At 43.9% G+C, this 26,452-nt stretch carries 33 protein-coding genes; 11 read left to right on the forward strand and 22 right to left on the reverse strand.

Annotation, left to right across the window (positions count from 1 at the left end; genetic code table 11):
* Positions 1-16: 16 nt before the first annotated feature.
* From BLT53_RS12635 to BLT53_RS12645, 3 genes are all read right to left on the reverse strand, one after another.
* Positions 17-955, reverse strand: coding sequence for a cation diffusion facilitator family transporter (locus tag BLT53_RS12635; protein ID WP_090235301.1), 939 nt, complete (start codon positions 953-955; stop codon positions 17-19).
* A gap of 140 nt (positions 956-1,095) precedes the next feature.
* Positions 1,096-2,601 (reverse strand): leucyl aminopeptidase, encoded by a 1,506-nt coding sequence (locus BLT53_RS12640; RefSeq protein ID WP_090235302.1) that lies wholly within the window; start codon positions 2,599-2,601, stop codon positions 1,096-1,098.
* Positions 2,602-2,637: 36 nt separating this feature from the next.
* Positions 2,638-3,051: a DUF309 domain-containing protein gene (locus BLT53_RS12645; RefSeq protein ID WP_425284680.1), complete on the reverse strand. Its 414-nt coding sequence runs from the start codon at positions 3,049-3,051 to the stop codon at positions 2,638-2,640.
* Positions 3,052-3,189: 138 nt separating this feature from the next.
* Between BLT53_RS12645 and BLT53_RS12650 the strand changes: the two genes are divergently transcribed.
* Together BLT53_RS12650 and BLT53_RS12655 are read left to right on the forward strand one after the other, a co-directional pair.
* Positions 3,190-3,672, forward strand: coding sequence for a divergent PAP2 family protein (locus tag BLT53_RS12650; RefSeq protein ID WP_090235303.1), 483 nt, complete (start codon positions 3,190-3,192; stop codon positions 3,670-3,672).
* 13 nt (positions 3,673-3,685) lie between these two features.
* Entirely contained in the window at positions 3,686-4,480 is a 795-nt protein-coding gene (locus BLT53_RS12655) for a cobalamin-binding protein (RefSeq protein ID WP_090235304.1), read from the forward strand.
* 36 nt (positions 4,481-4,516) lie between these two features.
* Here BLT53_RS12655 and BLT53_RS12660 read toward each other — a convergent pair whose 3' ends face one another.
* The 5 genes from BLT53_RS12660 to BLT53_RS12675 all read right to left on the reverse strand — a co-directional run bounded on the left by BLT53_RS12660 (position 4,517) and on the right by BLT53_RS12675 (position 7,795).
* Complete coding sequence (locus BLT53_RS12660; protein WP_090236869.1) at positions 4,517-5,179, reverse strand: 3D domain-containing protein; 663 nt, start codon at positions 5,177-5,179, stop codon at positions 4,517-4,519.
* 133 nt (positions 5,180-5,312) lie between these two features.
* The gene (locus BLT53_RS12665) at positions 5,313-5,630 is read right to left on the reverse strand and encodes a YuiB family protein (RefSeq protein ID WP_090235306.1); all 318 of its coding nucleotides are present in this window, start codon (positions 5,628-5,630) and stop codon (positions 5,313-5,315) included.
* A gap of 108 nt (positions 5,631-5,738) precedes the next feature.
* Entirely contained in the window at positions 5,739-5,873 is a 135-nt protein-coding gene (locus tag BLT53_RS25090; protein WP_162264551.1) for a YuiA family protein, read from the reverse strand.
* A gap of 142 nt (positions 5,874-6,015) precedes the next feature.
* The gene (locus tag BLT53_RS12670) at positions 6,016-6,498 is read right to left on the reverse strand and encodes an NUDIX hydrolase (RefSeq protein ID WP_090235307.1); all 483 of its coding nucleotides are present in this window, start codon (positions 6,496-6,498) and stop codon (positions 6,016-6,018) included.
* A gap of 94 nt (positions 6,499-6,592) precedes the next feature.
* Complete coding sequence (locus BLT53_RS12675; protein WP_090235308.1) at positions 6,593-7,795, reverse strand: NAD(P)/FAD-dependent oxidoreductase; 1,203 nt, start codon at positions 7,793-7,795, stop codon at positions 6,593-6,595.
* Between the two features lie 347 nt (positions 7,796-8,142).
* Here BLT53_RS12675 and BLT53_RS12680 point away from each other — a divergent pair, with 347 nt between their 5' ends.
* The 3 genes from BLT53_RS12680 to BLT53_RS25100 all read left to right on the forward strand — a co-directional run bounded on the left by BLT53_RS12680 (position 8,143) and on the right by BLT53_RS25100 (position 9,746).
* The gene (locus BLT53_RS12680; RefSeq protein WP_090235309.1) at positions 8,143-9,123 is read left to right on the forward strand and encodes an NAD(P)/FAD-dependent oxidoreductase; all 981 of its coding nucleotides are present in this window, start codon (positions 8,143-8,145) and stop codon (positions 9,121-9,123) included.
* 162 nt (positions 9,124-9,285) lie between these two features.
* On the forward strand, positions 9,286-9,456 hold the full coding sequence (locus BLT53_RS25095) for a hypothetical protein (protein ID WP_170834334.1): 171 nt from the start codon (positions 9,286-9,288) through the stop codon (positions 9,454-9,456).
* Between the two features lie 128 nt (positions 9,457-9,584).
* Complete coding sequence (locus BLT53_RS25100) at positions 9,585-9,746, forward strand: hypothetical protein (protein WP_170834335.1); 162 nt, start codon at positions 9,585-9,587, stop codon at positions 9,744-9,746.
* Between the two features lie 4 nt (positions 9,747-9,750).
* Here BLT53_RS25100 and BLT53_RS12685 read toward each other — a convergent pair whose 3' ends face one another.
* The 4 genes from BLT53_RS12685 to BLT53_RS12700 form a co-directional block, all read right to left on the reverse strand.
* Complete coding sequence (locus BLT53_RS12685) at positions 9,751-10,017, reverse strand: hypothetical protein (RefSeq protein ID WP_090235310.1); 267 nt, start codon at positions 10,015-10,017, stop codon at positions 9,751-9,753.
* A gap of 245 nt (positions 10,018-10,262) precedes the next feature.
* Positions 10,263-11,129: a DUF1259 domain-containing protein gene (locus BLT53_RS12690; RefSeq protein ID WP_244520406.1), complete on the reverse strand. Its 867-nt coding sequence runs from the start codon at positions 11,127-11,129 to the stop codon at positions 10,263-10,265.
* Between the two features lie 495 nt (positions 11,130-11,624).
* Entirely contained in the window at positions 11,625-11,981 is a 357-nt protein-coding gene (locus tag BLT53_RS12695) for a HesB/IscA family protein (protein WP_090235312.1), read from the reverse strand.
* A gap of 80 nt (positions 11,982-12,061) precedes the next feature.
* Positions 12,062-12,247, reverse strand: coding sequence for an aspartyl-phosphate phosphatase Spo0E family protein (locus BLT53_RS12700; protein ID WP_090235313.1), 186 nt, complete (start codon positions 12,245-12,247; stop codon positions 12,062-12,064).
* A gap of 337 nt (positions 12,248-12,584) precedes the next feature.
* On the opposite strand from BLT53_RS12700, the gene mqnE reads away from it, so the two are divergent.
* On the forward strand, positions 12,585-13,679 hold the full coding sequence (gene mqnE / locus BLT53_RS12705; protein WP_090235315.1) for an aminofutalosine synthase MqnE: 1,095 nt from the start codon (positions 12,585-12,587) through the stop codon (positions 13,677-13,679).
* A 31-nt stretch (positions 13,680-13,710) separates the two neighbouring features.
* On the opposite strand, the gene BLT53_RS12710 is transcribed toward mqnE, so the two are convergent.
* Positions 13,711-13,905 (reverse strand): hypothetical protein, encoded by a 195-nt coding sequence (locus BLT53_RS12710; RefSeq protein ID WP_244520407.1) that lies wholly within the window; start codon positions 13,903-13,905, stop codon positions 13,711-13,713.
* Between the two features lie 724 nt (positions 13,906-14,629).
* Here BLT53_RS12710 and BLT53_RS12715 point away from each other — a divergent pair.
* Positions 14,630-15,208, forward strand: coding sequence for an ECF transporter S component (locus tag BLT53_RS12715; RefSeq protein WP_090235318.1), 579 nt, complete (start codon positions 14,630-14,632; stop codon positions 15,206-15,208).
* A 45-nt stretch (positions 15,209-15,253) separates the two neighbouring features.
* Here the strand turns inward: BLT53_RS12715 and BLT53_RS12720 are convergent, their stop codons facing one another.
* Positions 15,254-15,490: a YuzB family protein gene (locus tag BLT53_RS12720; protein WP_061972243.1), complete on the reverse strand. Its 237-nt coding sequence runs from the start codon at positions 15,488-15,490 to the stop codon at positions 15,254-15,256.
* A 230-nt stretch (positions 15,491-15,720) separates the two neighbouring features.
* Here BLT53_RS12720 and BLT53_RS12725 point away from each other — a divergent pair, with 230 nt between their 5' ends.
* Positions 15,721-16,785, forward strand: coding sequence for an NAD(P)/FAD-dependent oxidoreductase (locus BLT53_RS12725; RefSeq protein WP_090235319.1), 1,065 nt, complete (start codon positions 15,721-15,723; stop codon positions 16,783-16,785).
* A 68-nt stretch (positions 16,786-16,853) separates the two neighbouring features.
* On the opposite strand, the gene BLT53_RS12730 is transcribed toward BLT53_RS12725, so the two are convergent.
* Complete coding sequence (locus BLT53_RS12730; protein WP_090235321.1) at positions 16,854-17,180, reverse strand: YuzD family protein; 327 nt, start codon at positions 17,178-17,180, stop codon at positions 16,854-16,856.
* Between the two features lie 163 nt (positions 17,181-17,343).
* Between BLT53_RS12730 and BLT53_RS12735 the strand changes: the two genes are divergently transcribed.
* Positions 17,344-17,583, forward strand: a complete 240-nt coding sequence (locus BLT53_RS12735; protein ID WP_090235323.1) for a NifU family protein — start codon at positions 17,344-17,346, stop codon at positions 17,581-17,583.
* A 45-nt stretch (positions 17,584-17,628) separates the two neighbouring features.
* On the opposite strand, the gene thrB is transcribed toward BLT53_RS12735, so the two are convergent.
* From thrB to yutH, 5 genes are all read right to left on the reverse strand, one after another.
* A complete protein-coding gene (thrB, locus tag BLT53_RS12740) occupies positions 17,629-18,552 on the reverse strand; it encodes a homoserine kinase (protein WP_139168401.1) in 924 nt (307 codons plus the stop codon).
* A complete protein-coding gene (gene thrC / locus BLT53_RS12745; RefSeq protein WP_090235326.1) occupies positions 18,537-19,598 on the reverse strand; it encodes a threonine synthase in 1,062 nt (353 codons plus the stop codon). Before thrC ends, thrB begins: the two co-directional genes overlap by 16 nt.
* Entirely contained in the window at positions 19,595-20,893 is a 1,299-nt protein-coding gene (locus BLT53_RS12750; RefSeq protein ID WP_090235328.1) for a homoserine dehydrogenase, read from the reverse strand. The genes thrC and BLT53_RS12750 overlap by 4 nt, the downstream gene beginning before the upstream one ends.
* Before the next feature lie 203 nt (positions 20,894-21,096).
* Positions 21,097-22,071 carry a 2-hydroxyacid dehydrogenase gene (locus tag BLT53_RS12755; RefSeq protein WP_090235329.1) on the reverse strand — a complete coding sequence of 325 codons (975 nt, stop codon included), beginning with the start codon at positions 22,069-22,071 and terminating at the stop codon, positions 21,097-21,099.
* 88 nt (positions 22,072-22,159) lie between these two features.
* Positions 22,160-23,185 carry a spore coat putative kinase YutH gene (yutH, locus tag BLT53_RS12760; protein ID WP_170834336.1) on the reverse strand — a complete coding sequence of 342 codons (1,026 nt, stop codon included), beginning with the start codon at positions 23,183-23,185 and terminating at the stop codon, positions 22,160-22,162.
* Positions 23,186-23,327: 142 nt separating this feature from the next.
* On the opposite strand from yutH, the gene BLT53_RS12765 reads away from it, so the two are divergent.
* Positions 23,328-23,825 (forward strand): phosphatidylglycerophosphatase A family protein, encoded by a 498-nt coding sequence (locus BLT53_RS12765; protein ID WP_090235332.1) that lies wholly within the window; start codon positions 23,328-23,330, stop codon positions 23,823-23,825.
* Between the two features lie 77 nt (positions 23,826-23,902).
* On the opposite strand, the gene BLT53_RS12770 is transcribed toward BLT53_RS12765, so the two are convergent.
* Positions 23,903-24,673 (reverse strand): TIGR01457 family HAD-type hydrolase, encoded by a 771-nt coding sequence (locus BLT53_RS12770; RefSeq protein WP_090235334.1) that lies wholly within the window; start codon positions 24,671-24,673, stop codon positions 23,903-23,905.
* A gap of 145 nt (positions 24,674-24,818) precedes the next feature.
* On the opposite strand from BLT53_RS12770, the gene BLT53_RS12775 reads away from it, so the two are divergent.
* Positions 24,819-25,004, forward strand: a complete 186-nt coding sequence (locus BLT53_RS12775; protein ID WP_090235336.1) for an alpha/beta-type small acid-soluble spore protein — start codon at positions 24,819-24,821, stop codon at positions 25,002-25,004.
* A 65-nt stretch (positions 25,005-25,069) separates the two neighbouring features.
* On the opposite strand, the gene BLT53_RS12780 is transcribed toward BLT53_RS12775, so the two are convergent.
* Positions 25,070-26,374 (reverse strand): homocysteine synthase, encoded by a 1,305-nt coding sequence (locus tag BLT53_RS12780; protein ID WP_090235337.1) that lies wholly within the window; start codon positions 26,372-26,374, stop codon positions 25,070-25,072.
* Positions 26,375-26,452: the final 78 nt, after the last annotated feature.

Genomic DNA, 26,452 nt, shown 5'->3' on the forward strand with positions numbered 1-26,452 from the left:
AATGAAGGACTCTTTTTTACGTTTTTTGTGCTTCTAAAAACTGCTTTCCGTATTCCCCGTGATGGTGAATCGTCGCATGTTCAATCTGTACAGTAGTATGCTTCAATTTGTACTTTTCTTTCAGCATTTCATTAATGGCGAGAATCACACAAAACGGTTGAATATGCTCATTGATAAAAACATGGGCAGTCAGAGAATGGTGATCAGTTGTAACTGTCCAGAGATGCAGTTCATGGACATCCTCGACCCCTTCCACCTTGGCAATGTCAGTGCGGATTTCGTCCAAATTCAGCCCTTCCGGAACAGACTCCATCAATATTAAATACGATTCTCTTAAGATTTTGAAGCCACCAGTAAAAATAATGGCTCCTACGATCAGGCTGATCAATGGGTCAAAAAAGTAAAAATTGGTCAATTTTATCAGAATGGCAGCCACAATAACTCCAATTGAACTCAGAAGGTCACCAATAAAATGCCAGAGCGCACTTTTTACATTTAAATTTTCTTCTTCCTTCATGCTGCGGCTCAAAACAATGGTCAACACAATATTGACAACCAAACCAATGAAAGCAATGATAAGCATAAGTTGGAAGTTAATGGCTTCCGGATGGATAAAACGCTTGATGCCTTCGATAAATATACCAAGTGCGATAACAACAAGTGCAAGACCATTTAAAAATGAAGCAATAATTTCAAAACGCAGAAATCCAAACGAAAACTTGGCGTTCGGCTGTCTTGTCGCAAGGTAAATGGCAAGCATACTCAAACTCAAAGCAAGTACGTCGGAGACCATGTGGGCTGAATCGGATAAAAGCGCCAGCGAGTTGGAGATCAAACCGCCGATCACTTCAACGACAGTAAAAAACAAGGTTAACAGCAAAGTGATCCACAGCGTCTTCTTTGAGCGATTTTGCACTTTGACATGAGGGAGGTGGTGATAATCGTATTCAGCCATAAACGAGTCCCCTTTCTCTCTTTTTAAAATTATTATAAAGTAATAATAATTATATTATAGTACAGTATTCTACTTACCGCAATCCTTTTCTTGCCTATTTTATGTAAAAAAGCATGACGTGTGCCATGCTTTTTAAAACGTTATTCTTCTTCTCTATTGGCTTGAAAATTCATGGCTAAACCTGCTAACGTCCTCACCATTACTCCTGTAGCCCCTTTGGGTCCCAGTGCAGATGGCTTGGATGAGTAGGCGGTTCCTGCGATATCCAGGTGAACCCATGGGGTCTTTCCCGCGAATTCCCCTACAAAAAGACCTCCAGTTATCGCATGGCCCAATCGTCCGGTGGAATTATTCAAATCTGCTACATCACTTGAGCGCAGCATTTCTCTAAAATGAGGATGGCTGGGCAATTGCCAAAGATATTCTCCCTCATGATCCGCTGAGGCCCTGACCTGCTGGAAGAATGCTTCATTATTGGTCACTGCTCCTGTCGTAGTATCACCTAAAGCGACGACTACTCCTCCTGTCAGTGTCGCCACATCGACCAGATAATTGGCCCCCATCTCTTTTGCATATGTTATAGCATCAGCAAGGATCAGCCTTCCCTCCGCATCCGTGTTTCTTACTTCAATCGTTTTACCACTGAGTGAGGTAAAAACATCCCCCGGTTTCATCGCTTTCCCGTTTATCAGGTTTTCACTCGAGGGAATGACAAAAAGGATATTCGTTTGTGGTTTCAGCTGTCCGACAATCTCCATTGCGCCAAGGACTGCCGCGCTGCCTCCCATATCACTTTTCATCTCATGCATATTAGATGCCGGTTTGATCGAATAACCGCCAGAATCAAACGTAAGACCTTTTCCAACCAGGGCCAGCACATGATCCCATGTGTCCCTCCCCTTGTATTTGACCGTAATTAATTTTGGCGGTTCATCTGATCCTTGTGAAACAGCAAGAAGTGCCCCCATTCCAAGCCGCTCCATGTCTTCCCTCTCAAGAATCTCATAGTCCATTCTGTATTTCCTGGCAATCCCCATAGCAGCCTGTGCCAAATCGGTGGGGGTCATCAGATTGCCTGGTGTATTGATGAGGTTGCGTGCCGTATTAATTCCTGTTCCAAAGGCGTAACCGGTCGAAAGCCCTTTCCTCGTCTGGCTGTCGGAACTGTACACACTGATCTCTGTCAGCTTTTTGTCCCGCTCGTTGGTCCGCTCTTTGTAATTTTCAAATGCGTAGCTTGCTGCAGTAACAGCCTCAGCCAAAGCATGTGCGAGCCTTTCAGGAGGAATCCGCTCATTTTCAAAGGTTTCCATAACAATGGCCGCCTTTTCCCGCTTTTCCCGGGTTAGCTGTCCAACCGCTCTTCCAAATGCCTCTCTCAGTGTTTCATACTTTGCTTCATTCCGGCGTCCTAACCCTATAAAGTAGATTCGCTTGGCTCCGACGATTCCGAATGTATGGACCTTGGTCACAGCCCTGGCATGTGTCTGTATATCCCCTTCACGCAAAAGCTGTGTAATGTGGCCGTTGAACACTTCATCCAGCTCTGCAGGAATGCCTTCCAATTTCTTGTGATCTGCCCAAAGCCCGACAAGCAGTGCTTCCTCTGTATCTGCTTTCTTCCAGTTTTCTTTTACCGTAAACATGCAAATCCTCCTTTTGCGAGGTGTGTTAAACTCAGTTTATTCTTCTTCGTTCTCTTTTAGTAGCAGGATCAGCTCCGGCAGTTCCGGTAAGGAATCCACCTTTTCAAACGAAACCCTGTCAATCTCTTTCGGCATTCTCCGCAGACACGCTTCAATAAAACTACAGACACGCTCCAAATCGATTCCCCAATGAAACGGGCGATAGTCGGTCAAATAAGTACGGGCAGCCTCCATCATGACTCGTGCTCCCTTTACATTTCCATATTCGTAATGATACACAGCCACTGACAATTGCAGCAGCCCCTTCAAAAAATAATTGCTTTTATCCGTCATCCACATTTCCTCAAGGAGATCATGGCAGGTATAGTAGTCTCCTTCATTGAATGATATAAAAAACTGATAGTATTCCATTGGATATTCCATTCCCCCACCTGCTTTCATTCCTATCATACCAAATTGCCCCTGCATCACCTTATTTTTTCCCGAAAGAACAACAAGATTGCAGACGGGGAAAAAAGGGTATTATGAGAGCATTAGAACAAACTTATCTCGATACATTGAAGATAAAAGGCTGCGAGGAGACGATCTATGGACCTGTTTTTTAATTTTCCTTTACTTGCTTCCTTATTAGGAATATTAATGGCTCAATTTTTGAAAATACCAATTACGTACCTGGAGACAAAACAAGTGAGATGGGATTTGTTTATCAGTACAGGAGGGATGCCAAGTTCACACTCTGCCGCCGTTACCGGGCTTGCAACTGGAGTTGCTCTTAGAGAAGGCCTGGGCAGCTCGATATTCGCCGTCGCTTGCATGTTTGCCATCATTGTCATGTACGATGCAAAAGGAATACGGTGGCATGCAGGAGAACAAGCAGCCGTATTGAATAAGTTAGTAACTGATTTTCGCGAGCATGTGGAAGTCAGCGAAGCAATGAAAAAAACCGACGTAAAAGAAAAGCACAAGCAATTAAAAGAGCTTCTTGGACATCAGCCAGACGAAGTATTTTACGGCGCCTTGCTTGGGATTGTCCAAACACTGATTGTCTACTGGCTTTTCTTCGTTCTTTAAGGGGTGAAGATTCATGAGATTAGTGTCTATTTGTCCGAGCAATACTGAGCTTGTTGATTATTTGGGGTTAACGGAACAGCTGGTGGCTGTTGACGATTTTTCCGACTGGCCGGAACGGGTCCGGACGCTGCCGAAATTGGGCCCTGATTTGTCGATCAATATGGATATGGTGGAAGAATTAAAGCCGGATCTTGTGATCGCTTCCCTAAGTGTTCCTGGAATGGAAAAGAACATCGCTGAGCTGGAACGCCGCAACATTCCGCATGTCGTGTACAACCCAAACACGCTCGAAGACATTGCAGAGGATCTAAAAGACCTCGGCCGACGAACAGGTGTCGAAAAGCGTGCGGATTATCTTGTTTCTCAATATAAGGAATTGATAAATGAATACAAAACGTTCGCTGCAGGCGTAAAGGAAAAGAAAAAGCTTTACTGGGAATGGTGGCCAAAACCCGTATTTACACCAGGAAAGCAAAATTGGCTGACCCAGATCTCCCACTTGGCTGGTGCTGTTAACGTATTTGAGGATATGGAGCAGCCAAGCATCCAGACCACCTGGGAAGACGTAATTAAACGCGATCCTGACGAGATTTGCATCGCTTGGGTGGGAGTAACAAAACAAAAAGTGAAGCCGGAAGTATTGGAAAAACGTCCAGGCTGGTCAGAACTCCGGGCGGTCAAAGCGAATAAGGTACATATTCTTGAAGAGCACCTTTTTTGCCGGCCATCTCCCCGTCTGATCGACGGACTTCAAAAGCTGCATCAAGTATTATGGAAGCAGAAGCAGCCCACCCAAACGGCCAATTAAAGGAAAAAGCTTCAAGCCATCGTGCTTGAAGCTTTTTTAATATAATTGTTTACGGTAGTGCTGGATGTACTTCTGTTCGTTCCATGTTTTAAGTTCCTTTTCGGTTAGTTTGCCGGACCCTTTTTGGACGACATACACACTCAAAGTTTTTTTGCCCCACTTTTCGTAAACATCCTTGATGGTTTCAAAATACAAATCTATCTTTTTGCCCTTAATGGCCGAACCGGTATCAGCGACCACGCCAAAACCGTAGCCCGGTATGAACAGAATGGTGCCAATAGGAAAAATATTCGTATCCGCTGCGATTGTAGAATAAAGGTCCCGCTTGACCCGGAGCCCAGATTTAGTGATTCCGTAAGCAGGATGCGCCTTGCTTTTACCGGTGGACTCCACCCCGGCAGTATAACCGGTCGCCGTTACTTTAACAGATGGATAAGGTGAAACGTCAAATTGATCCAAGACTTTCGTTTTCGGGTCCAATGACTCCGCATTCACCTTAAATTCATGCCCCCATATACCGGAAGTCTTTTCCATGGCTTGAGACAAAACCAGAATTGTTTTTGTTCCTGCACACTCGAAGATATGCTTTTGCGGTTCCTGCAAACGCGCGGCTGCCCAGTTTGAGACATCTGCTGCCTCTACTCCTGAAATCGAAGACAATGTAGCAAGCATTGCCCACACCAATAGCATAGTCATCATTAGCCTTTTGGCACTCTTTATAAGATAACGCAAACCCTCACTCCTCTCTTCACGTAGTATTTTCCAAGAGAAGTAAATTTTATACTGCGATAGGAGGCACAAAAAAAGAACCTTCCTGTATAAACAGAAGATTCTAAAACATTTGATATCCCCTTACCCGCAGCATACGGATAGCGACTCCGGCCATCAGGGCACCAATCATCCCGCATGCCAATATAGCGATATCGACAGCTTGCAAATGAATAAAGTCCTGTCCAAGCTGGGAAAAGCTTTTGGCTGGACTTGAGAAATATGTAAAGAATTTAACATGATCCACAATCATGACAACGACAACGGGATAAATCACAGCCATTACCCATGTCGAGCGCAACAGCATGTTTAAAAGGAAACCGATTCCAAAGAACAGCACAATAAATAAAAGCATGGAAATAAACAACTGCGGTAAATACATCTCTTCACCCCCGTATTCAAAGCTAGTTTACTGAAACAGGCGGTTAAAGTCAATATAAGGATAATAAAAGAGGAGCATCACGAGGTTGCTGATGCTCCTTCTTCTTTATTATGCTTTTCTCTTTTTACCGCTGCCGCAGCACTCTTCACAAGTCTCAGAGCCACCTAATAAAAGTTGGAAATAGCCTTTCCCCTCACAGTATTGGCACTTCTCTTGTGTTTTTGTACGAGTTGATGTTGTCATTAGACGGCACTCCCCTTGTTTGAATTTTCTGATAATATAACAGGAAATGAAAAACTTGAAAAGGGAGCATTTTCGTTCATATCGCTTATGTAAGCGCAAACATCCAATAATATCTGAATCTTTGTACGATTTTCTTACAATATCAACGGTTATCAAATATTTTATAAGAAGTGTATCCAAAAATATCACCTGGGTTGATGTGCTCCAGCAGGGTTGCCTCCTTTTCATTTAAAAAATGGTGGACCATTACAGAAGTTGCCGGATCCTCCCGCAGTTCCTCAGGACTCAAAAATTGCGCCTCCTGGATTTCTCTATCCTGCGGAATAAGGGATCCTCCTTCAGGTTCAAGAAGAAAAATAATCATGTTGTCACTGATTTCATCATTAATCACCCCTGTTCTTATTCCCAAGATTCCAACAGGCCTGCTTGCAATTCCTGTTTCCTCTTTTACTTCACGGACTGCTGCTTCATCCACTGTCTCTCCAGCGTTCACAAATCCTGCCGGAATGGACCACTTTCCTTTAAGCCCTCCATAATTCTTTTTAACCACCAGCCATTTTCCATCTTGGATGACCAGTCCGGCTGCTGCGAGCCACACACTGCCCCTGTCTTTCTTTTTACTCATGTCCCTTCCTCTCCTTCACCATGCCTTTATGCTCAATTATATAAAAAAACAGAGCTCCGAAGGGAACTCTGCTTTAATCTGTTATTTCTACTAATTAAAATAATTTAAGCTTACCTTTTTTAACGACCATTGGTACGCCACCAAGTAAGAAGAGGTAACGGTTATCAATGACTTTTTTCATTGCAGAAGCAGTGGAACCGAACAACTTCTTGTTTCCGACTACTCCAATCGCTTCACCTTTACCAAGAGAAGCTACTGTACCTTTGTTGTCGAACGTGAATTCTTCCATCTTTCCTCCACCGTTGATCAACGTTTTCAGGTTGCGAGCGAGCGTATATGCCTGCTGGATCGCAATCTGTGCAGTTGGAGGATATGGGCGGTTGATTTCTTCATTAATAATTAACGCACAGTCACCAACTACGAAGATGTAGTCATAACCAGGCATGCGAAGGTCTTTGTCCACTTTTACACGTCCGCGCATGGTTTCAAAGCCGGCTTCTTCAACAAGATGGTTACCGCGTACTCCACCCGTCCAAACAACAGTTGCAGCTTTAATTTCTTCACCAGATGCCAGAAGTACTCCGTCTTCGTTACACTCTTTAATCGGAGTGTTCACAAGAAATTCCACACCACGGCGTTCAAGGTTGTTAATTGCGTATTCCACAAGTTCTTCATCAAATCCTGGCAGTACGTTTGGTGCTGCTTCAATATTGATGATGCGTACTTTTTCGCGTGGAATATCGTATTCCTTGCAGAGTTCAGGAACACGGTCTGCCAATTCACCGACAAACTCGATACCAGTGAAGCCAGCTCCCCCGACTACAATATTGATGAGTTCCTGTTTTTGTCCTTCATTGTTGTATCGTGCGAAATTATAATCGATATGCTCGCGGATTTCACGAACAGAGTTAATGCTTCGAATGCTCATTGCATTTTCCTTAAGGCCTTGGATACCAAATGTTTCCGGATCAGATCCAAGCGCAATAACAAGGTAATCGTATGTTAATTCACCATTTTGGAGAATAACTCGCTTTTCATCTTTTTTGATTTCAACTACTGTATCTTGTACAAAGTTGATTTTATTTGTATCAATGATGTCATCGATCATGATACGTGTTCGGTCATGGTGCAACGTACCGGCTGCGTTCTCGTGCAACCATGTTGTTTGGTAGTGATAGTTGTGCTTGTTTACAAGCGTAATCTCAGCATTGTTCAATCCAAGCTCTTTCTCCAGGCGTACAGCGGACATCATACCGCCATATCCTCCACCAATAATCAAAATTTTTGGCTTACTCATATGATCACTTCCACTTCAGATTTTTTTTAGTTTGACCTAACATGGATTGAAATATGAAAGGCCAAAAAAGTTTGTGACGTATTTCACGTAGTAGGATAGATAAAGACGAAAATTGTCACAATTTCACCATATTTTCCTCTATAATCTTATTCCTTTTCCGGCCAAGTTTCAACCGTTTTTAAGAAAATTTTAAGAAACGATGCGCATATTTTTGAAATAAGAAAGATAAAAGCCCTTTCAAGTCCCATAAGGGTTTTGATGGAATGCTGAATATGGTTTTATCCTTTCTTTTCATACTCTTTCTATCTATAATGAAGAGAGAGTAAATTTACCCCGGGGGTGGAAATATGACGAAAGAAAATCTGTATGATATCACAATAATCGGCGGCGGTCCCACCGGTATGTTTGCGGCATTCTATGGGGGGATGCGGCAAATGAAGGTTAAAATTATTGAAAGCATGCCGCAGCTTGGCGGACAGCTTTCCGCGTTGTACCCTGAAAAATACATCTATGATGTGGCTGGTTTCCCTAAGGTACTGGCTCAGGATTTGGTGAATAATCTTAAAATCCAGGCTGAACAATTTAATCCTGAAGTGGTGCTTGAAGAATCCGTTCAGACTGTGGAGAAAAAAGAAGACTACTTCGAATTGACAACTGATAAAGACACGCATTATTCAAAAGCGGTCATCATCACAGCAGGCGTTGGGGCTTTTCAGCCAAGACGAATTGAACTGGAGAACGCCAAACAGTTTGAAGGAAAATCACTTCTTTACTTTGTAAACGACCTCCAAGCCTTTGCCGGAAAAAAGGTTCTAGTGGCTGGCGGCGGTGATTCTGCACTCGATTGGTCTCTTATGCTTGAGCCAATAGCTGAAGAGGTGACACTGACCCACAGGCGTGCCAAATTCCGTGCTCACGAGCACAGCGTGGAGCAGCTCTTCAATTCATCCGTGAAGGTGAAAACACCGTATCAGATCAAAGAATTGATCAATGATAATGAAAAGATCACCCATGTGCTTTTGGAAAACGAAGATGTGGAAGAAAAAATTGAAGTGGACGCTGTGATAGTCAACTATGGCTTCGTGTCCTCTCTTGGTCCAATTAAGAACTGGGGCCTTAATATTGAACGCAATTCCATCATTGTCAATTCCAAAATGGAAACCAATATTCCGGGTATTTATGCTGCCGGTGATATTTGTACGTATGATGGCAAAGTTAAACTGATTGCTGCCGGATTTGGGGAAGCTCCTACCGCTGTTAACAATGCAAAAACGTATATTGATCCAAAAGCAAAAACACAGCCGCAGCACAGCACAAGCTTGTTTTAATTTCCGAGCCGGTTACGCCGGCTCTTTAATTTTGGTTTTTTTCTAAAATTGCGGACCCCACCCTGTGGAAAGCGGACAACCTGAAGCAGAAAGCAATCTATTCCGAAGTACGACAGGGATAAAAAGATCAGCCTTTAATTTGCGAAAAGGAGGAATGACAATATGAACCGCCAATGGACCGAAGAGGAAATTGAAGTGGCTGAGCTGCTCCAGGAGCTACAGCAGAATACCGCCTCTCTACACATTACCGACGAATCATTTCTAGAAGATGTGAAAGAAGCACTGCCCAAGCTGAAGCAACTGCTGGATGAAATTGGGCGCACACTGGAATGAGTTAACAGTTGGTATCATGGAAAGTGTATGTTATACTATTTTTAGCAGACAAGTGCTGCTCATAAACCCATAACGATCACCCGGTGCTGGCACACCGGGTTTTTTTATTGAAAAAGGAGTTTGCCTGTATGAACATCTTCATTATCATCGGTATTGTATGCTTTATCCTTGGAACAGGACTCATGATGGCCAGCAGCCGCCATGTTGGCCGAAAAAAGTGGTTGTATGTGGGTGGCTCCATTCTTTCTGACTTGGTGGGCCTAGTGTTTCTTTTATTTTTGGGAAATTAATCATTCACGTTTTCATATAGGTTGTAAGTAATAGACTGAAAATGGTTTTTCCCTTTTCATTCCGTTTGCGGACAAGGATTTCTTTTTGATACTGTTCTACACTATATGTGACGGTTTCATAATCCACTTGACCTTCCTGACCTTTTACATAATCATCATAAACCGTTTGAATGTAGGCTTCGGCTTCTCCTTGTGTTGGAAACTCAATTTCAACAGCAAGGCCCGGCCTGTTTTTTGATTGTCTTCTCACTTCAACAACATATTTTGTCATTCCCGCTATGCTTCCTCCTTTAATGATACAAGGGTATTCAAAACGGCATCAAAAGGTTCACACAAAAAACCCCTGGATTCGGGGTTTTTTAATGTATATGAAGGGGTTTAGCACTCTTCAGGAATTCCGGCATTGACGGTTGTACGGAATGAAGATCCGTGTTTTCGCAAAAAAGACGCCCCAAAAGAGACGTCTTTTTTTTGCTCGTATTTCACTGAAGAACGCTGACGGCTAAATTTTATCAGTTAGCAATCGCCCCGGACCTTTTTAGTGGTAAGCACGCTTAAGGCATCCCTTACTTTCCTTGCAAAGGCCAGTGGTTGATCAATTAATTCGAAATGCATAAACATAAGCCGGGGACTTTCAAAGAGCCAGTGATTATGAACGGCAGTAACTATAATCCCATGTTCACGTAATTTACTAATAAAGGGATTAATTTCTTCTTGAAGGATTACAGTTTCCCCACTACAAAGCGCACGACCATCTTTTGTCATGGACTCAAAGGTAAACATTTGAGGAATGAGTAAAAATGACCTTCCTCGTCTTCCAAGGACAACAGGTTTTATATTGTTACGCAATTTCATTACCGTACAAATGCCATTTTCAAAGGTGTGCATTGCCCCACCAAGAATGTCATTGAATTCATCACAAAGACCTGGATTACCCATTATTACCTTCTTTTCGTACTCACAGTTACCATAAACATCTCGGGTAATTAAAACCTTCATCGCTTCTCTAACTTTTCTGGCAAATGCAAGTGGTTGATCAATTGATTCAAAATGCATATACATAAGCCGTGGCTTATCAAAAAGCCAGTGATTATGAACAGCAGTAACAATAATACCAAACTGGCGAAGCTTGGTTAAAAATGGGTTGATTTCTTCTTGAAGAATAACAGTCTCCCCTAGGCATAGTGCATTCCCTTTTTTGTCCATATTTTCGAACGAAAACGCTTGGGGAATAAACATAAAGGACTCCGCTTTTCTTCCTAAAACCACGGGATGAATGTTCGTGCGTGACCGCGTAGCCAAGCAAACACCATTAACTACACTAGGTGTGGAATTGAGGATCCTTGCAAATTCTATGCATAGATCTGATGGGTGCATGTCCATGTTTCTAATTTGGAACTCCTCCTAAGATTATATTTATACTAAAATATGCTCAAGTCTGCTTTACGAAAGGTATATATGCCTGAAATCGAGATAAAATCCCCTTTCACACCAACGACATTCCAGATAGTAATATGCGAACACCTATAGCTCTAAAAAACGGCTTCCTGTCTATTGGATTGCCCCACATAAAAAGACACCCCTGTTAGGGACGTCTCTAAAATTTCAACCTTGTTAATCCGTGCTGCTGCTTTGCGTTCGTTTAACGCGTTTCGTTAACAGCATAAAAAATACGACCTCCTGGACGTTTATTCCGTCAAGAAAGTCGTAGTTATGAACCCTTATTGCGCCAAATCGGGGATGTGTGCCCGATTCGGGATTGTTTATCGTCATTTTTGTACTGGTATCCGCAACCCTCCGACATCCAGAAAAGTTGCAGATGAGATTAACGAAAGAATATCCCGGACCCAAAAACGTTGATATATCGGGCTTTATCGATTAGCATTCTTCAGGAGTTCCGGCATTGACCGCTGTACGGAAGGAAGATCCGCATCCGCAGGACGCGATGGCGTTCGGGTTGTTGATGGTGAATCCTCCACCCATCATGTTCTGCTTGAAGTCAACAGTAGTTCCGTTAAGAATTTTTGCGCTTTCCGCATCAACGACAATTTTCAGTCCATTGATTTCTTCTTCGTGATCTGTGCTTTGTGTTTCTTTATCAAACCCCATGCCATAAGAAAGACCGCTGCATCCGCCGCCTTTTACACCAACACGGAGAAATAGTCCTGTTTCCTCTTCAGCAGCCATCATTTCTTTAATTCGGCCGACTGCAGCATCAGTAAAGTTTACGATCATTTTATCCACTCTCCTTCATCGAAGGTTTTATACTTATAGTATACAAGTGCTAAAGAAAACTCTCAAGGCATCTGCCTTTATTAATATAGCTTTCCCTGTTCCAATTTTAAGATTAAATTGTGCGTCTCATCTATTTTCCGGCTGTAATTCAGTACTTGAGGGTGATTAAGGCCTAAGCTGTTGGCCGTATCAATCATTTGCTGGCGCAGGTGTTCGATCTGTTCATTATATTTATCAAGTCGTTCGCCATTCAATAACTTTGTCATGTGCAACACTCCCTGGTTCGTTCCTTACGCTGCTCCATAATTTTACTCTAAGTTGAATATATTGACAATCATCTGGCATCCCTTTGTATTTTGCAATATTTTTTGATGTTTGTGGTTGCTCTTTCCAAAACGTAAACAAGCCGTAACCTATGTTACATTCATGTGACAAAAGGGGGAAATGGTTCCTTTCTTGTCCTTCCAAATAAATGAGCGTATAATAGACTCCGTATTCGCCGGTCCCTGGGGGCTGTCGGAATACTTCTCATGTTTGAGTCAGCAGGTTCAGATCCTGCACAATAAAACATATATACATACCAATAGGAACGGGGGAAAAGTAATGGCCATCATTACACAGGATACAAAAATTCATGACATTGCTGAGAAAATCCGTCACGGTGAACGTCTTTCAATTGAAGACGGTTTGTTTTTATACGAAACGAACGATATTTTAGGTGTCGCTCAATTGGCAAACGAGGCTAACCTTCAGAAAAACGGCGATCGTGTTTATTTCATTGAAAATATGTATATTAATCCGACGAATGTTTGTGAAGCTTCATGCAGCTTCTGCGGCTTTAAACGCAAGCCGGGTGAAGAAGGCGCCTATACAATGAACGAAGAACAGCTTCTGGAATATGTAGAAAAACGCTGGAACGATAACATCCGTGAATTCCACATTGTAGGCGGCCATAACAATGAAGTTCCGTTTGATTATTATTTGGACACCATTCGCGTTCTGAAGAAACATTATCCAAACGCTACAGTCAAAGCCTATACAGGAGCCGAAATTGAATTCTTCTCCCGAATTTCCGGTCTTTCCATGAAAGAAGTTCTCGAAGAGCTTGTCAAAGCCGGACTTGACACCCTGCCTGGGGGCGGAGCTGAAATCCTTACCGAGCGTTACCGTGAGAAAATGAGCCCTGACAAAGCCTCCACTGATCAATGGCTTGAAGCACACGAGCTTGCCCATGGCCTTGGTCTCCGCACGCATGCAACCATGCTGTACGGCTCCATTGAATCTAAAGAAGAGCGTTTGATCCATATGGACCGTGTGCGCCAGCTTCAAGATAAAACGAATGGATTTATGGTGTTTATCCCGCTTGCGATGCAGCCGCGAACAGCTGCAATGGGACTGACTCGCCGTACATCGGCTTATGATGATATGCGTACCATTGCCATTAGCCGTTTGATGCTGGATAACTTTGATCACATTAAAGCATACTGGATCAATATTGGCGTACAGTTAACACAAATGGCACTGTCTTTTGGTGCGGATGACATTCACGGAACACTGATCGAGGAGCGAATTTCCCATTCCGTTGGAGCGTTGACTTCCCAGGGAATTACTCGAAAAGAATTGGTTCACCTCATTAAAACAGCCAATAAAAAACCAGTTGAACGCGATACATTCTACAATGTCATCAAAGAATATTAAAAAGTAAACTGCCGGCCTTCCGGCAGTTTTTTTATGATCTTAACTTCTCCTCTGTCCAAAAATAATCTTCATCAGCATTCAGTATTGTCAGCTTGCTGTGGCAGCAGGGCATAACAAGCAGCTGCTTGATCCCTTCCTTTGCATTGTTCAGCTTTTCTTCCGAAAATGCGGTCAGAACATTGGACGTGTGGCAGTAGGGGCATTCATTTATATATATATCATCCATCATTTTTTCATAGGGCCAAGAATGTTCGAAGTTTAGCATAACGACTGGCTTTTTTCTTACTTAGCCAGATTTCCCTCCTTTTATTTTTTATGTTCTTCTATTGTATACTACATGCCAACAATGCTGTGTGATTTCTTTTACCCAAGTCTCACATAAAAGTAACCTGCAGACTCAAAAATCATCACTAAACTTTTGTAAGTCAAAATGGTTTCCAAAATCTTTTTTCTGCAGTATAATAATCACAGTATAAAAAAATAGCGATCCATCTTCGGGGCAGGGTGAAATTCCCGACCGGCGGTATTTGAAGATTCCCTCTTCATCAGCCCGTGAGCTTTTAAGAAAAGCTACAGACGCCTCGCTAAGAGCCGACAAGCACTGGATCTCACTGACAAAAAAACGCTTTTTGTTTTTTGAAGGGAGTAAAGTGACTAGAGACTCTAGGCGTTTAGGCTAGACATTTTGGCATTTCTTATTTGCTGATCTGGTGTAATTCCAGAGCCGACAGTACAGTCTGGATGGGAGAAGATGACGGTGCACGGTTCGGTTGTTTTGTAATATGACTGAGCCCTCGCTCAGTACGTTTTAAGGACTAACCACCTTAAAATGTTTATTTGACGATGCCTGACTACTCTCCCTTAGCGATCTGACCGCTAAGGGTTTTCTATTGTATCAGCGTGCACTGCATTTGAAATCAGAGATGGCGCAACAAAGGAGAGATTTCAACATGCACAGGGGAAAAGTGTATAAGATGGTGGCTGTTTCCATGCTAAGCAGCATTGCGTATGTACTACAATTATTGGATTTTCCATTTCCGGGATTGCCTGCCTTTTTGCAGATTGACTTCAGTGAAGTTCCTGCATTGCTTGCAGCAATCGTATTCGGCCCTCTTGCCGGCCTGGCAGTTGAGGGAATTAAAAACGTTCTTCATTATGGAATTGTCGGCAACCTGACCGGGGTGCCAGTTGGTGAAGTTGCGAATTTTATCGCCGGAGCCATTTTCATCGTTCCTGTGTCCTACTTCTACCGAAAGCATCGTTCAACGAAAAGTCTTTCTGCCGGTTTAATTGTCGGTACAATCCTGATGACGTTTATGATGGCATTACTGAATTATGTACTGATTCTTCCTGCCTACACCTGGTTCCTGAATTCCCCGCAAATGTCCGGGGAAGCGATGCTAAACCTCATACTGGTAGGTATTGCGCCATTTAATGTAATCAAAGGCCTGATCATCACTATCTTATTTGTGATCTTGTATTCAAGGCTCCAGCCTTGGCTGAACAAACAATATCAACATTCATCATAAATAACACAAAGCTGGCTCAATGGATGAGCCAGCTTTTTATTATGATTAAAACATTGGATTTTCTTCAAGAAATTTATAAACATTTTCGACCAGCTCGTCCGGCGTCTCACCGCGCACAATATCACCATTAACCAATGCGAATAGAGAACGGGCACACTGACCACAATATCCAAGACAGCCGTATTCAATCACATCGAGATCATAATCCTGTTCCAGTTTTTCAAGTGCACGCTGCGAACCGTTGGCCAGGTTGCTGACACAAAATTCAATAATCGGTCTCATCTTTTCACCTCGCCTTATTTTTCTATCGTATATCGCTCCGACTTGTCCGTCAAACCCTTTTACTTCTTCCTTTTGTTTTTAGGAAAACAGTTGAGAATTTATAGTAAAATGCTATACTAAGAAGTGTTTGAATGTGAAATCGCTTCCTGTGAAGCCTTATAAACTGCGGTATTACTGCTATTATTGTTGCCATTATTTACACATAGTGCCATAGAAAGAAGGGAAAGACAATGAAACACCTTGTATTGCTTGGCGGAGGATATGGAGGAATGCGAATCTTAAAGCGTCTGTTAAATTCGCCTGAGCTTCCATCCGACGTCCAAATTACCTTAATTGACAAGCAGCCTTATCATTGTTTAAAAACAGAATATTATGCACTGGCGGCTGGAACGATTTCTGACCACCATATTCGTGTTCCTTTCCCGGAACACCCACAGCTTAAAATAAAATACGGAATCGTGACTGAACTTGATTTTAACAACAAACAAGTCCAGCTTGCAGACGACGAACCCGTGCCATATGATGAATTAATCATTGGCCTTGGCTGTGAGGATAAATACCATAATGTCCCTGGAGCCCAAGAATATACCTTGAGCATCCAAAGTGTGGACAAGTCTCGTGAAACGTATCAGGTTCTGAACAATCTTCCTCATAATGGAGTTGTGGGTGTGGTAGGCGCTGGCCTGAGTGGCGTGGAGCTTGCCAGTGAATTGCATGAAAGCCGTTCAGACCTTAAAATTATTCTGTTTGACCGAGGTCCAATCATACTTAATGGTTTTAAACCCCGTTTAAGCAACTATGTTCAGAACTGGTTCATTCAGCATGGCGTTGAAGTGGTTAACAATTCCAACATCACCCGTGTGGAAAAGAATGTTCTGTATAACCATGATACAGCCATTGAATGTGATGCGATTGTTTGGACTGCCGGCATCCAGCCAAACAAGCTGGTTCGCGACCTTGATGTGGATAAAGATCCACAAGGCCGTGTTAAATTGACGAAATACCACCACCTTCCAAATAACGAAGACGTGTATGTGGTAGGCGACTGTGCGAGCATGCCTTTCTCACCAAGTGCCCAGCTTGCTGAAGAACAAGCAGAACAAATTTCAGATATTCTTCTTAAAAAGTGGAAAAATCAGCCGATGCCTGAACTTGAAGAAATCAAACTTAAGGGAGTTATGGGTTCTTTAGGGAAGAAGAGCGGCTTTGGAACCATGGGCGGCGCTTCACTGATCGGACGTGTGCCTCGTCTTTTGAAATCCGGTATTCTATGGCTTTATAAATATCAAAACTAAAAATGATTGAAAAAAAACCCCGCAGGGCTCAACCCTGCGGGGTTTTCATATGATGGGTGAGACAATTCTCATCCTGCATCCTTATAACCGTTTAGTTCCATGATGGCATAAATATCCTTAAGCCTTGGGTTGCCTTCAGCAACAATTTCCTCATTAATAACAACTACAGGATAGAAGAGGTCTTCTTCTACAATTTGATTGGCAAACTTCTGATTCTCCCCTTCAACCGGTGAAAAGATATCAATATACTCAATGGTAAAAAGTTGATCGGGATATTTACGTGAAATGGCCGCTTCAAGCCATTCCGCTGTTTCTTTGGAAGACGGCAAATTCACGCAGCTTGCACATTTCTGCTCACCGCCGAATACCTTGATCGTAATCTGTTTCATGTCCATTCGCCTCACCCCAGCTTAAAAGTCCCTGCACGTTTTATTGTAATCGATTCCGGGAAGTTAATAAAGGTGAATTCTTTTTAAATGTTGTGATGCACGCACATGGATTTTTTGAATTAAAACCCGTATAATAAGGGTAAGTTGTTTATGAAAGGAGTTTTTTATTATGGCTACTGAAGTTTCTATGCGTGAGCAAGTTGAAGAAGTTCTAGATAAATTACGCCCATTTTTGCTTCGTGACGGCGGAGACGTGGAGCTCGTTGACATTGAAGATGGAATCGTAAAAGTCCGTCTTATGGGTGCTTGCGGAAGCTGCCCTTCCTCCACTATTACACTAAAAGCCGGTATCGAACGTGCTCTGCTTGAGGAAGTACCTGGCGTTGTAGAATTGGAACAAGTATTCTAAAAATCGCCGATAGAAAACCCCTGTGCCTAGGCACGGGGGTTTTATTTATGCTGGAAGACAAAGCTGCTGGACAAGAACGCCTTTCACATCTGGCAAAACCGCCTTGCAATCATAGTCTTCAAACGCGTTGGCGATCTGCTCGCATACCCTTTCGCCTGAACCCGCAGGTACAAAAGAGACCATGGCAGGTCCCGCACCACTGATAGCGGTCCCGTATGCACCGGCTTCAGCGGCTTTTTCTTTGATCCCTGTAAAGTCGGGAAACCACTGCTGACGGTATGGCTCGTGAAACCGGTCCTTATTCATCATCTTCCCTGCCGTTTTCCAATCGTCCCTGAGCAGTGAAGCTACCAATACATTGCTTACCGCACTGGCCTGAACAGCCTCCGGGTGCGCCAAACTTGGGGGCAGTGCTTCTCTCGCCATGCTCGTGGCCAGCTCAAATGAAGGAATGGTGAGAACCAATTCAACTGATAAATCCGTGACATGAACCGTTTCCACCTGATTTTCATCATACCAGCTGATCGCCAGTCCACCAGTTAATGAAGGCACTACATTATCGGGATGCCCCTCCATCTTGCAGGCAAAGAGCGCTTTCTCCTCCTTAGAGAGCGACAGAGAAAGCAGGTGGTTTGCCCACTCAATCCCTGCCACAATCGCTGCTGCACTGCTTCCCAGCCCTCTGGACAAAGGGAGCTCGCTTTCCACCTCAAGTGAACAGCAAGGCAGCTCTTTATCATAGGCATCGGCTACCATGGATGCCGCTTGGAGTATCAAATTATCCTTTGCACCATTCAGGCTTTCAAGCTCTTTGCCAAAGTATTTGATCTTCTGCTCGTGCGATGGAAAGACATTGACTGTTAAATACATCGAAAGCGCCATACCTACAGAATCAAATCCAGGCCCTAAATTAGCGGTACTACCTGGCACATGGATGGAAAATGGAGCAAAGGTCATTGCAATACACAACCCTTCATGGCCTCCCTCAAATCTTCCAGTTGATTGGATACTTTTACAGGATTGACCGTAACTGTGTCCATCGCTGTTTCCGGGTCTTTCAATCCGTTTCCTGTCAATACCGCTACAACTTTAGTTCCCCGGGCAAGCTGGCCGCTTTTGACGAGTTTCCATACACCTGCGATAGAAGAACATGAAGCCGGCTCTGCAAAGACGCCTTCCTTCCTGGCCAACAGATGATAAGCTTCCACAATTTCTTCATCGGATACGCTGTTAACACCACCGCTTGACTGCTCTACGGCTTCCAGCGCAAAATGCCAGCTGGCAGGGTTTCCAATACGAATGGCAGTCGCAATGGTTTCAGGGTTCTTTACAACAGCATTGTTTACAATCGGTGCTGCTCCCTCTGCTTGAAATCCTTGCATACGCGGAAGCCCGCTTCCTAATTTTTCATGGTATTCTTTGAAGCCTTTCCAATATGCAGAAATGTTTCCGGCATTTCCCACAGGAATGGCAAGAACATCCGGAGCAGAGCCAAGCGCGTCCACAATTTCGAAGGCTGCAGTCTTTTGGCCCTCCAGACGGAATGGGTTTACTGAGTTGACCAGCGTTAATGGTTCTTCTTCACTCAACTTGCGCACCATTTGGAGCGCTTCATCGAAATTCCCTTCGATCTCGAATACTTCAGCACCATACATTTTTGCCTGCGCCAGCTTGCCAAGGGCAACTTTTCCGGACGGAATAACAACAAGACAGCGAAGTCCTGCTCTCGCCCCATACGCAGCCGCTGCTGCACTTGTATTCCCTGTTGAAGCACAAATGATCGCTTTGCTGCCTTCTTCTTTGGCTTTGGCCACGGCCATTACCATGCCACGGTCTTTAAAGGATCCTGTTGGATTGGCTCCTTCATATTTAACAAAGAGCTCAATTCCCCACTCTTTGGAAAGATGTTCAAGTGGAATAAGCGGTGTATTTCCTTCCTGTAAAGAAAGTTCCGGTGTTTTATCTGTAACCGGTAAAAAGTCCCTATACTTATGAATTAATCCTTTGTAGCTCATTGTGCTCCTCCTTCTACGCGGTAGTGGCTTTTAATTTGATTGACAACTCCGGAATCCCTGAGCTGCTGATAGATGTTGTCGTTTTGCTGCTTGCTGGTCGTATGTGTCACCAGGACCACCTCAGCCACACCATTATCTCCAACCGGCTTCTGAAGCAGCTTTTCCAAGCTTACTTCATGATTGGCGAAGATCGATGTCAGTGCAGAGAACGTGCCTGCTTCATCCTTCACATGCAGACGGTAAAAATACTTGCCTGCAATCTCATCGTCCTTCTTAAGCTGTTTATCAAATTGGGGAGCTACAACGCTTTTGCCATTGACGCCCAATCGCATATTCCTTACGACAGCTACCAAGTCTGAGACAATGGAGGTTGCGGTTGGCAGCTGGCCGGCACCCGGGCCGAACAGCATGGTCTCTCCGACAGCCTCGCCATAAATGTAGACGGCATTGTATTCATTTTGCACGGAGGCAAGCGGATGTGTATCCGGCAGCAGTGTCGGTTCTACACTCACTTCCACCTTGCCATTGTCTTTTTTGGCATTTCCAATAAGCTTCATTGAATAGCCAAACTGCCGGGCATATTCCAGGTCTTCGCTTGTGATGCTTGAAATGCCTTTTACCTCCACGTCGTCCAGATGAATGTTCATGGAAAAACCGAGGGAAGCCAGGATGGCCATTTTGCGTGCCGCATCTATTCCCTCCACATCAGAAGTGGGATCTGCTTCCGCATAACCAAGCTCCTGTGCTTCTTTTAATACTTCTTCAAAGGTTAAATTTTCCTTGTCCATTTTCGTTAATATATAATTGGTGGTTCCGTTAACGATCCCCATCATTTTCGTTATCCGGTCGGATGCCAGTCCATCCACCAGCGTACGGATAATCGGAATTCCACCGGCTACACTCGCTTCATAAAATAAGTCGCATCCATTTTCTTCAGCTGCTGATAAAAGTTCAGCGCCGTGGAGTGCCATCAGGTCCTTGTTGGCCGTGATTACATGCTTTTTATTGCTGAGTGCCTGCAGAATATATTCTCTGGCCCGCTCAATACCTCCGATCACTTCGATCACTACATCAATTTCAGGATCACTAACGACCTCATCCGCCTTGCTCGTCAATAGCTCGGGGTTGATGTGGCATGACCGCTCCTTGTCGAGATTTTGAACAAGCACTCTTTTTATGTAGACAGGACAGCCTACACGGTGGAGCAATTCTTCCTGATGCCCTTCCACCATTCTAACGACACCGCTTCCTACTGTCCCAAGCCCCAATAATCCTACTGATACGTTCTGAACCATTGCCAACACTCCTGTCCTTACTAGAAATACATTTGTTTTTATATTAAGGACAATTGTAGACGTAATTTACGCTTGGCACAACCAGTAGTTTTGTAAAGATTTTGAAAGCGTTTTCAAAAAGAGGTCAGACAAAGGCAGCTTAAACTAAAAGCTACCATTGTATCCTGTTTCTTTATCGGGTAAGCTCATAAAAGATTTGCCCATTATGCATCCTTGCCATTTACCGCCGCAGGAGGTGTAAGCCCCTGCAGAACATTCTCAATATTTTTGCACGCTAACCGGACCATTTGTATCCGCGTCTCCAGGCTTGCGCTACCAATATGGGGAAGGGCAACCAGATTGGCATGTCTTAATAGGAAATGATCAGGCTGAATCGGTTCTTCAACGAATACATCCAGCCCTGCCCCTTTGATCCAGCCCTCTGTCAAGGCTCTGTCCAATGCTTTTTCAACCACTACTCCCCCGCGGGACGCATTGATAAACAAAGCGGAAGCCTTCATGGTTTGAAATGACTTTTCATCAAACAAATCTTTAGTCTCTTCGGTTAGGGGGGCAAGACAAACCACATAATCAGACGTTTTTAGCAAGTCCTCAAACGAACGGTAGGACAATCCGAGCTTTCGTTCCGCTTCTTCTTTCCGGCTGCGGTTGTGGTACAGAATGTTCATGTCAAAACCGGCCGCTCTTTTGGCAACAGCTTCCCCAATGCGCCCCATCCCCACAATGCCCAACGTTTTATGGTGAATATCTGTCCCAGCAAGCAGCAGAGGACTCCAGCCCGTCCATTTTCCTTCTTTTATATACTGTGCAGCCTCCGTAATCCTCCTCGCCGTGGCCATCATTAGAGCAAACGTTAAATCAGCGGTTGTATCTGTCAGAACATCTGGTGTATTACAGATTGTAATCCCTTTTTTAGCAGCATAAGGAATATCAATATTATCATAGCCGACTGCCAGATTGGCAACTACTTTAAGATTTCGCGACTGATCTATCAGCTCTGCATCAATTTTGTCTGAAAGCATGGTAAGCAGGCCGGTTGCTTTTGCTGCCTCTTTAAGCAGACGTTTACGGGGTACCGGCTTCATTTCGTCTTCCCACATGGTCACATAGGCAATCTTCTGTAATTCGTCCAAGGTTGCTTCAGGAATTTTTCTTGTAATGAAAATATACGGTTTCATTCTAGCACTCCAAGCGTTTTTCCTTATTTTCTCATGTTCCCGCTTTCATTTCAAAAGAAAAAAGCGCTCTTTAAAGAGAGCACTTTCATCAGTTGGGGATCAGCCAATCCACTACGGGGATCTGCAGACGGTCTGCAGGAAGACCAATCATTGGGAAAAAGGAGCGCAAAAATGCTTCGTTCTGCTCTTCCCTCAGCAAATACTCCGTAAAAGTATGCTGGGAAAGTTCTTTGCCAATCTCCCGTTCATTTTTGTAATGGTTTTCGATCATATCATAGTACCAGACAGGGAAAAGGAGCCTTCCGTACAGCAATCTCCACCCTTCTCTTTTTAACGGAGTCACCTTTTCATACTCATCCAGGAAGGTAGTCACACTTTCCGGGCTGAAGTTTCTTTGATACACGCATGAGCGGATCCATTCCGCCATATCACGGACAGGATGATCAAGCACCCAGCCGGTAGGAAGTTTTACATAATCGTTGTCATACTGCAGCCAGGAGTTCTCCTGAAAACGTTCGTGCACGATGGAGGGCCCTTCTTCCTCCCTCATGGAATCCTCCAGGTTGTAATCAATAATGTACTGAATGGCATTTTCGGATAATCCTTCAAAATACGGAAACGTGGTTAAAAACAAGGTATCAAACTCGTTTTTAACCGGTTTGGCAAAAACCTCCTGGTACCATTCCTTCGCCTGATCAACCCGGTTCATCCAAAGCACCGCCCAGCTTCCAAACAAATAACTTTCAGTCGGAACAGGTGGAGGAGGCAGGTCCTTACCGTTTCTGTGAAAAAGGGCCAGTTCCTCACCCATTGGCTTTTTCTCTGAAGCATCCCGCTCTGATTGTTCAATCTTAAACAGCAGGATGGATTCGCCTTCAATGTTCGCGTTGGGCATGTTGGTCATCGTTGGAAAAAGCCCCGCAATTCCGCTTTCTCCCTTATATCTTAAATAGTCGCTGAAGTACATGATCTCTTCGATCCGGTCGATCGTGATCTTTTTTTGTGGAACAACGAGGTACGGTTCCCCGCCAGAAACAAAATACCGGTATCCGCTGATGCTTCGTTTGCCTTCGCAATATAATTGATAATGATGATACACGTCTCTTTCGAACACAGCCCTCACCTCAAGTTCTTCAATAATTATAGTCTATGACCCAGCTGCACTGTTGGTTATTAATTTTTGGGTGGACTCATAAGTTAGGTATGGACACATATACTATAAAAACCCAAACGTCGCGGAAGATAAGGAGATTTTTATGAGAGAGAAAAAGGTAGAGAATGTTGAGGAAACGGCCATGCGCCTGCTGACTGAGCGTGGCGTAACATTAAAGGATATCGCGGAGCTTGTTTATTTTCTTCAGGTACCTTACCATCCGGACCTGGAATTGTCCGTCTGTCTGCATAACGTGGAACGGGTTGTTGCCAAGCGGGAAGTACAGAACGCCATACTGACTGGAATACAGCTTGACATGCTCGCCGAAAAAAAGTTGCTTGAGGGACCTCTTCAAGAAATTTTGGAACGGGATGAAAGCCTGTACGGTATCGATGAAGTGATTGCACTATCCATTGTTAACATATACGGATCGATCGGTTTTACCAATTACGGATTTATTGATAAACAAAAACCAGGCATTCTGGAAAAGCTGAATGATAAATCCAGCGGAAAAGTTCACACCTTTCTGGATGATATTGTGGGGGCGATTGCGGCCGCAGCATCGAGCCGGCTTGCCCACCGTGCAGCAAACGCTGAATAAAAAACAGCACCTTTTAGGAAGTTGCTTCCCATTGTTGAAAAACAATAGGACAGTATCCTTTTAGGGTGCTGTTTTTTTTATTCAAAAGCTTTCCATTCATCCAGGCCATTGACGGTATAGGTCGGCTGAATCTCGACCTCAGTGAGATGTTCTTTCAGAGTGACCCCTGTATGGACAAGAAGAGTATCAAGACCGGAACGGACTCCGGCAAGTATGTCGGTATCGTAATTGTCGCCGATCATTAAGGTTTCCTCTTTGGATGTGCCTAGCTGTTCAAGCGCCATTTCCATTATGACCGCTTCAGGCTTGCCGATAAACACAGGCTCGGTTCGTGTGGAAACAGCAACAACTGAGGTTAGTGAACCGTTGCCAGGCAAAAGACCTCTTTCGGTCGGCAATGCAATGTCCCCATTGGTCGAAATAAAATGGGCGCCGCCTCTTACAGCCAGACAGGCCAGTGCCAATTTTTCGTAATTAATGGAGCGGTCGATCCCCATCACAACAAAGTCGGGTTGTTGAGAGGTCAAAGTGAAGCCTTTCTCTTCAAGAGCCTGGCGAATCCCTTCTTCCCCAATACAATATACGCTTGCTCTCGGTTTCAGCTTTTCAATGTAATTGGCCGTTGCCATGCTTGTCGTATATACATGTTCAGACGTTGCGGGGATATCAAAATTTTGGAGCACTCTTGCCACTTCTTCTTTAGTTTTGGAAGAATTGTTGGTTACAAACAGATACGGCAATTCTCTGCGGTTTAGTTCTTTTACAAATTCCACCGCTTCATCAATTCGTTCTTTTCCTCTGTACATGGTTCCATCTAGATCAATCAAATATCCTTTATAGCTTTTCATCATCTTGACTCCTTTTTTATTAACGGCTTTAGTGTACCAAATATGAACGGTTTCTAACAAAGATTGAGATTGTCAAACCAAATATTTTCCTCATCATGTATATTTTCCCATAAAATACACACTCTTTAAAAAAGGAGGTCATCATATGGCTAAAAATACAAACCAAACGGTTGTTCCAGGCGTACAAAATTCGCTGGATCAAATGAAAATGGAGATCGCAAGAGAATTTGGCGTTAACCTTGGGCCGGATACGGCTGCAAGACAAAATGGATCAGTAGGCGGAGAAATTACAAAACGCCTCATTCAATTGGCAGAACAACAGCTTTCATAGAAAAACAGGAGGGTAACTGAAGTGACCCCTCCTGTTTTTTTCTTTTCTTTGTTGGATGCGACGTCTTATTGACCGCTTGGAACAGGGCTGATGACAGCAAGTGCCTGTTCGAGATCATAAATAATATCATCAATTGTCTCAATTCCAACTGAAAGCCTTACCATCTCAGGCGCAACTCCTGCTTTGCGCTGCTCTTCCTCGGTCAGCTGCTGATGCGTAGTACTCGCAGGGTGGATAATGAGGGATTTCGAATCACCCACATTGGCAAGGTGAGAGAAAAGTTTCACATTTTCGATGAGCTTGCTTCCTTCTTTGGCCCCGCCTTTTACACCGAACGTAAGAATCGCACCAGCACCTTTTGGCAAATATTTATTTGCCAGCTCATGGTACTGGTTGTCTTCGAGTCCTGGATAGTTGACCCAATCGACTGCAGGATGCTGCTGCAGGAACTTTGCCACTTTCAATGCATTTTCGCAATGTCGTTCCACCCGCAGAGCCAGTGTCTCCAGCCCCTGAATGAACAAGAAGGAGTTGAATGGTGATACGCAAGATCCAAGGTCTCTTAAAAGCTGAACACGCGCTTTAATGATATACGCCAATGGTCCGACTGCTTCTGTATAAACTACGCCTCCGTAGCTGTTATCCGGTTCTGTCAATCCTGGAAACTTGCCGTTGGTCCAGTCAAATTTTCCGGAGTCAATAATCAGTCCACCAATGGAAGTACCATGTCCGCCGATAAACTTGGTTGCAGAATGAACAACGATATCGGCTCCATGTTCAATCGGCCGGCAAAGGTAAGGTGTGGCAAACGTGTTGTCCACAATCAGCGGCACACCCGCTTCGTGTGCAATGTCTGCAATCGATGAAATATCAGCCACATCAATCTTTGGATTTCCGATGGTTTCGATATAAAGGGCTTTTGTTTTTTCTGTGATTGCATCCCTGAAGGATTGCAGGTTATCAAGCTCGGCAAAGTTCACTTTTATTCCGAGCTTTGGCAGTGTATTGGCAAACAGGTTATACGTTCCCCCGTACAAGGAACCTGAAGCAACAACCTCATCTCCGGCGCCGGCAATATTTACGATGGAATAGGTAATGGCTGCCTGACCGGAAGCTACAGCAAGCGCCCCAACTCCTCCTTCAAGCTTGGCAATGGTCTGCTCAAACGCGTCCTGCGTCGGGTTCATGATCCGGCTGTAGATGTTTCCGAATTCTTTAAGTCCAAACAAATTCGCTGCATGCTCTGTGCTTTCAAACTGATAAGAGGTTGTCTGATAAATCGGAACCGCCCTTGCCCCTGTCGTTGGATCTACTTTTTGACCCTCGTGCAATGAAATTGTTTCAAACCCGTATTCTCTTTCTTCACTCATTTTTCATCTCTCCTTCTTAATATGTATTTGTTTTTTAAGAGCCTATAAAAAAGACCCCTTCCAAAAGAAGAGGTCGCA

It is taken from the genome of Fictibacillus solisalsi (genome assembly GCF_900103485.1).
In the GTDB taxonomy this organism is placed as follows: domain Bacteria; phylum Bacillota; class Bacilli; order Bacillales; family Fictibacillaceae; genus Fictibacillus_C; species Fictibacillus_C solisalsi.

What these genes read in the sequence shown, in the direction of transcription:
- BLT53_RS12645 (WP_425284680.1), bottom strand. Translation starts at nt 3,051, where the DNA reads ATGATAGGAATGAAAGCAGGTGGGGGAATGGAATATCCAATGGAATAC.
- BLT53_RS25100 (WP_170834335.1), top strand. Translation starts at nt 9,585, where the DNA reads ATGAACATCTTCATTATCATCGGTATTGTATGCTTTATCCTTGGAACA.
- BLT53_RS12670 (WP_090235307.1), bottom strand. Translation starts at nt 6,498, where the DNA reads ATGAGTAAAAAGAAAGACAGGGGCAGTGTGTGGCTCGCAGCAGCCGGA.
- BLT53_RS12665 (WP_090235306.1), bottom strand. Translation starts at nt 5,630, where the DNA reads ATGTATTTACCGCAGTTGTTTATTTCCATGCTTTTATTTATTGTGCTG.
- BLT53_RS12715 (WP_090235318.1), top strand. Translation starts at nt 14,630, where the DNA reads ATGCACAGGGGAAAAGTGTATAAGATGGTGGCTGTTTCCATGCTAAGC.
- BLT53_RS12695 (WP_090235312.1), bottom strand. Translation starts at nt 11,981, where the DNA reads ATGATCGTAAACTTTACTGATGCTGCAGTCGGCCGAATTAAAGAAATG.
- BLT53_RS12770 (WP_090235334.1), bottom strand. Translation starts at nt 24,673, where the DNA reads ATGAAAAGCTATAAAGGATATTTGATTGATCTAGATGGAACCATGTAC.
- mqnE (WP_090235315.1), top strand. Translation starts at nt 12,585, where the DNA reads ATGGCCATCATTACACAGGATACAAAAATTCATGACATTGCTGAGAAA.
- BLT53_RS12700 (WP_090235313.1), bottom strand. Translation starts at nt 12,247, where the DNA reads ATGACAAAGTTATTGAATGGCGAACGACTTGATAAATATAATGAACAG.
- BLT53_RS12655 (WP_090235304.1), top strand. Translation starts at nt 3,686, where the DNA reads ATGAGATTAGTGTCTATTTGTCCGAGCAATACTGAGCTTGTTGATTAT.
- BLT53_RS12725 (WP_090235319.1), top strand. Translation starts at nt 15,721, where the DNA reads ATGAAACACCTTGTATTGCTTGGCGGAGGATATGGAGGAATGCGAATC.
- BLT53_RS12675 (WP_090235308.1), bottom strand. Translation starts at nt 7,795, where the DNA reads ATGAGTAAGCCAAAAATTTTGATTATTGGTGGAGGATATGGCGGTATG.
- BLT53_RS12755 (WP_090235329.1), bottom strand. Translation starts at nt 22,071, where the DNA reads ATGAAACCGTATATTTTCATTACAAGAAAAATTCCTGAAGCAACCTTG.
- BLT53_RS12680 (WP_090235309.1), top strand. Translation starts at nt 8,143, where the DNA reads ATGACGAAAGAAAATCTGTATGATATCACAATAATCGGCGGCGGTCCC.
- BLT53_RS12635 (WP_090235301.1), bottom strand. Translation starts at nt 955, where the DNA reads ATGGCTGAATACGATTATCACCACCTCCCTCATGTCAAAGTGCAAAAT.
- BLT53_RS12775 (WP_090235336.1), top strand. Translation starts at nt 24,819, where the DNA reads ATGGCTAAAAATACAAACCAAACGGTTGTTCCAGGCGTACAAAATTCG.
- BLT53_RS25090 (WP_162264551.1), bottom strand. Translation starts at nt 5,873, where the DNA reads ATGACAACATCAACTCGTACAAAAACACAAGAGAAGTGCCAATACTGT.
- BLT53_RS12735 (WP_090235323.1), top strand. Translation starts at nt 17,344, where the DNA reads ATGGCTACTGAAGTTTCTATGCGTGAGCAAGTTGAAGAAGTTCTAGAT.
- BLT53_RS12720 (WP_061972243.1), bottom strand. Translation starts at nt 15,490, where the DNA reads ATGAGACCGATTATTGAATTTTGTGTCAGCAACCTGGCCAACGGTTCG.
- BLT53_RS12685 (WP_090235310.1), bottom strand. Translation starts at nt 10,017, where the DNA reads ATGACAAAATATGTTGTTGAAGTGAGAAGACAATCAAAAAACAGGCCG.
- BLT53_RS12730 (WP_090235321.1), bottom strand. Translation starts at nt 17,180, where the DNA reads ATGGACATGAAACAGATTACGATCAAGGTATTCGGCGGTGAGCAGAAA.
- BLT53_RS12650 (WP_090235303.1), top strand. Translation starts at nt 3,190, where the DNA reads ATGGACCTGTTTTTTAATTTTCCTTTACTTGCTTCCTTATTAGGAATA.
- BLT53_RS12660 (WP_090236869.1), bottom strand. Translation starts at nt 5,179, where the DNA reads ATGATGACTATGCTATTGGTGTGGGCAATGCTTGCTACATTGTCTTCG.
- BLT53_RS12765 (WP_090235332.1), top strand. Translation starts at nt 23,328, where the DNA reads ATGAGAGAGAAAAAGGTAGAGAATGTTGAGGAAACGGCCATGCGCCTG.
- BLT53_RS12640 (WP_090235302.1), bottom strand. Translation starts at nt 2,601, where the DNA reads ATGTTTACGGTAAAAGAAAACTGGAAGAAAGCAGATACAGAGGAAGCA.
- BLT53_RS12780 (WP_090235337.1), bottom strand. Translation starts at nt 26,374, where the DNA reads ATGAGTGAAGAAAGAGAATACGGGTTTGAAACAATTTCATTGCACGAG.
- thrC (WP_090235326.1), bottom strand. Translation starts at nt 19,598, where the DNA reads ATGAGCTACAAAGGATTAATTCATAAGTATAGGGACTTTTTACCGGTT.
- BLT53_RS12750 (WP_090235328.1), bottom strand. Translation starts at nt 20,893, where the DNA reads ATGGTTCAGAACGTATCAGTAGGATTATTGGGGCTTGGGACAGTAGGA.
- BLT53_RS12710 (WP_244520407.1), bottom strand. Translation starts at nt 13,905, where the DNA reads ATGGATGATATATATATAAATGAATGCCCCTACTGCCACACGTCCAAT.
- BLT53_RS12690 (WP_244520406.1), bottom strand. Translation starts at nt 11,129, where the DNA reads ATGGACATGCACCCATCAGATCTATGCATAGAATTTGCAAGGATCCTC.
- BLT53_RS25095 (WP_170834334.1), top strand. Translation starts at nt 9,286, where the DNA reads ATGAACCGCCAATGGACCGAAGAGGAAATTGAAGTGGCTGAGCTGCTC.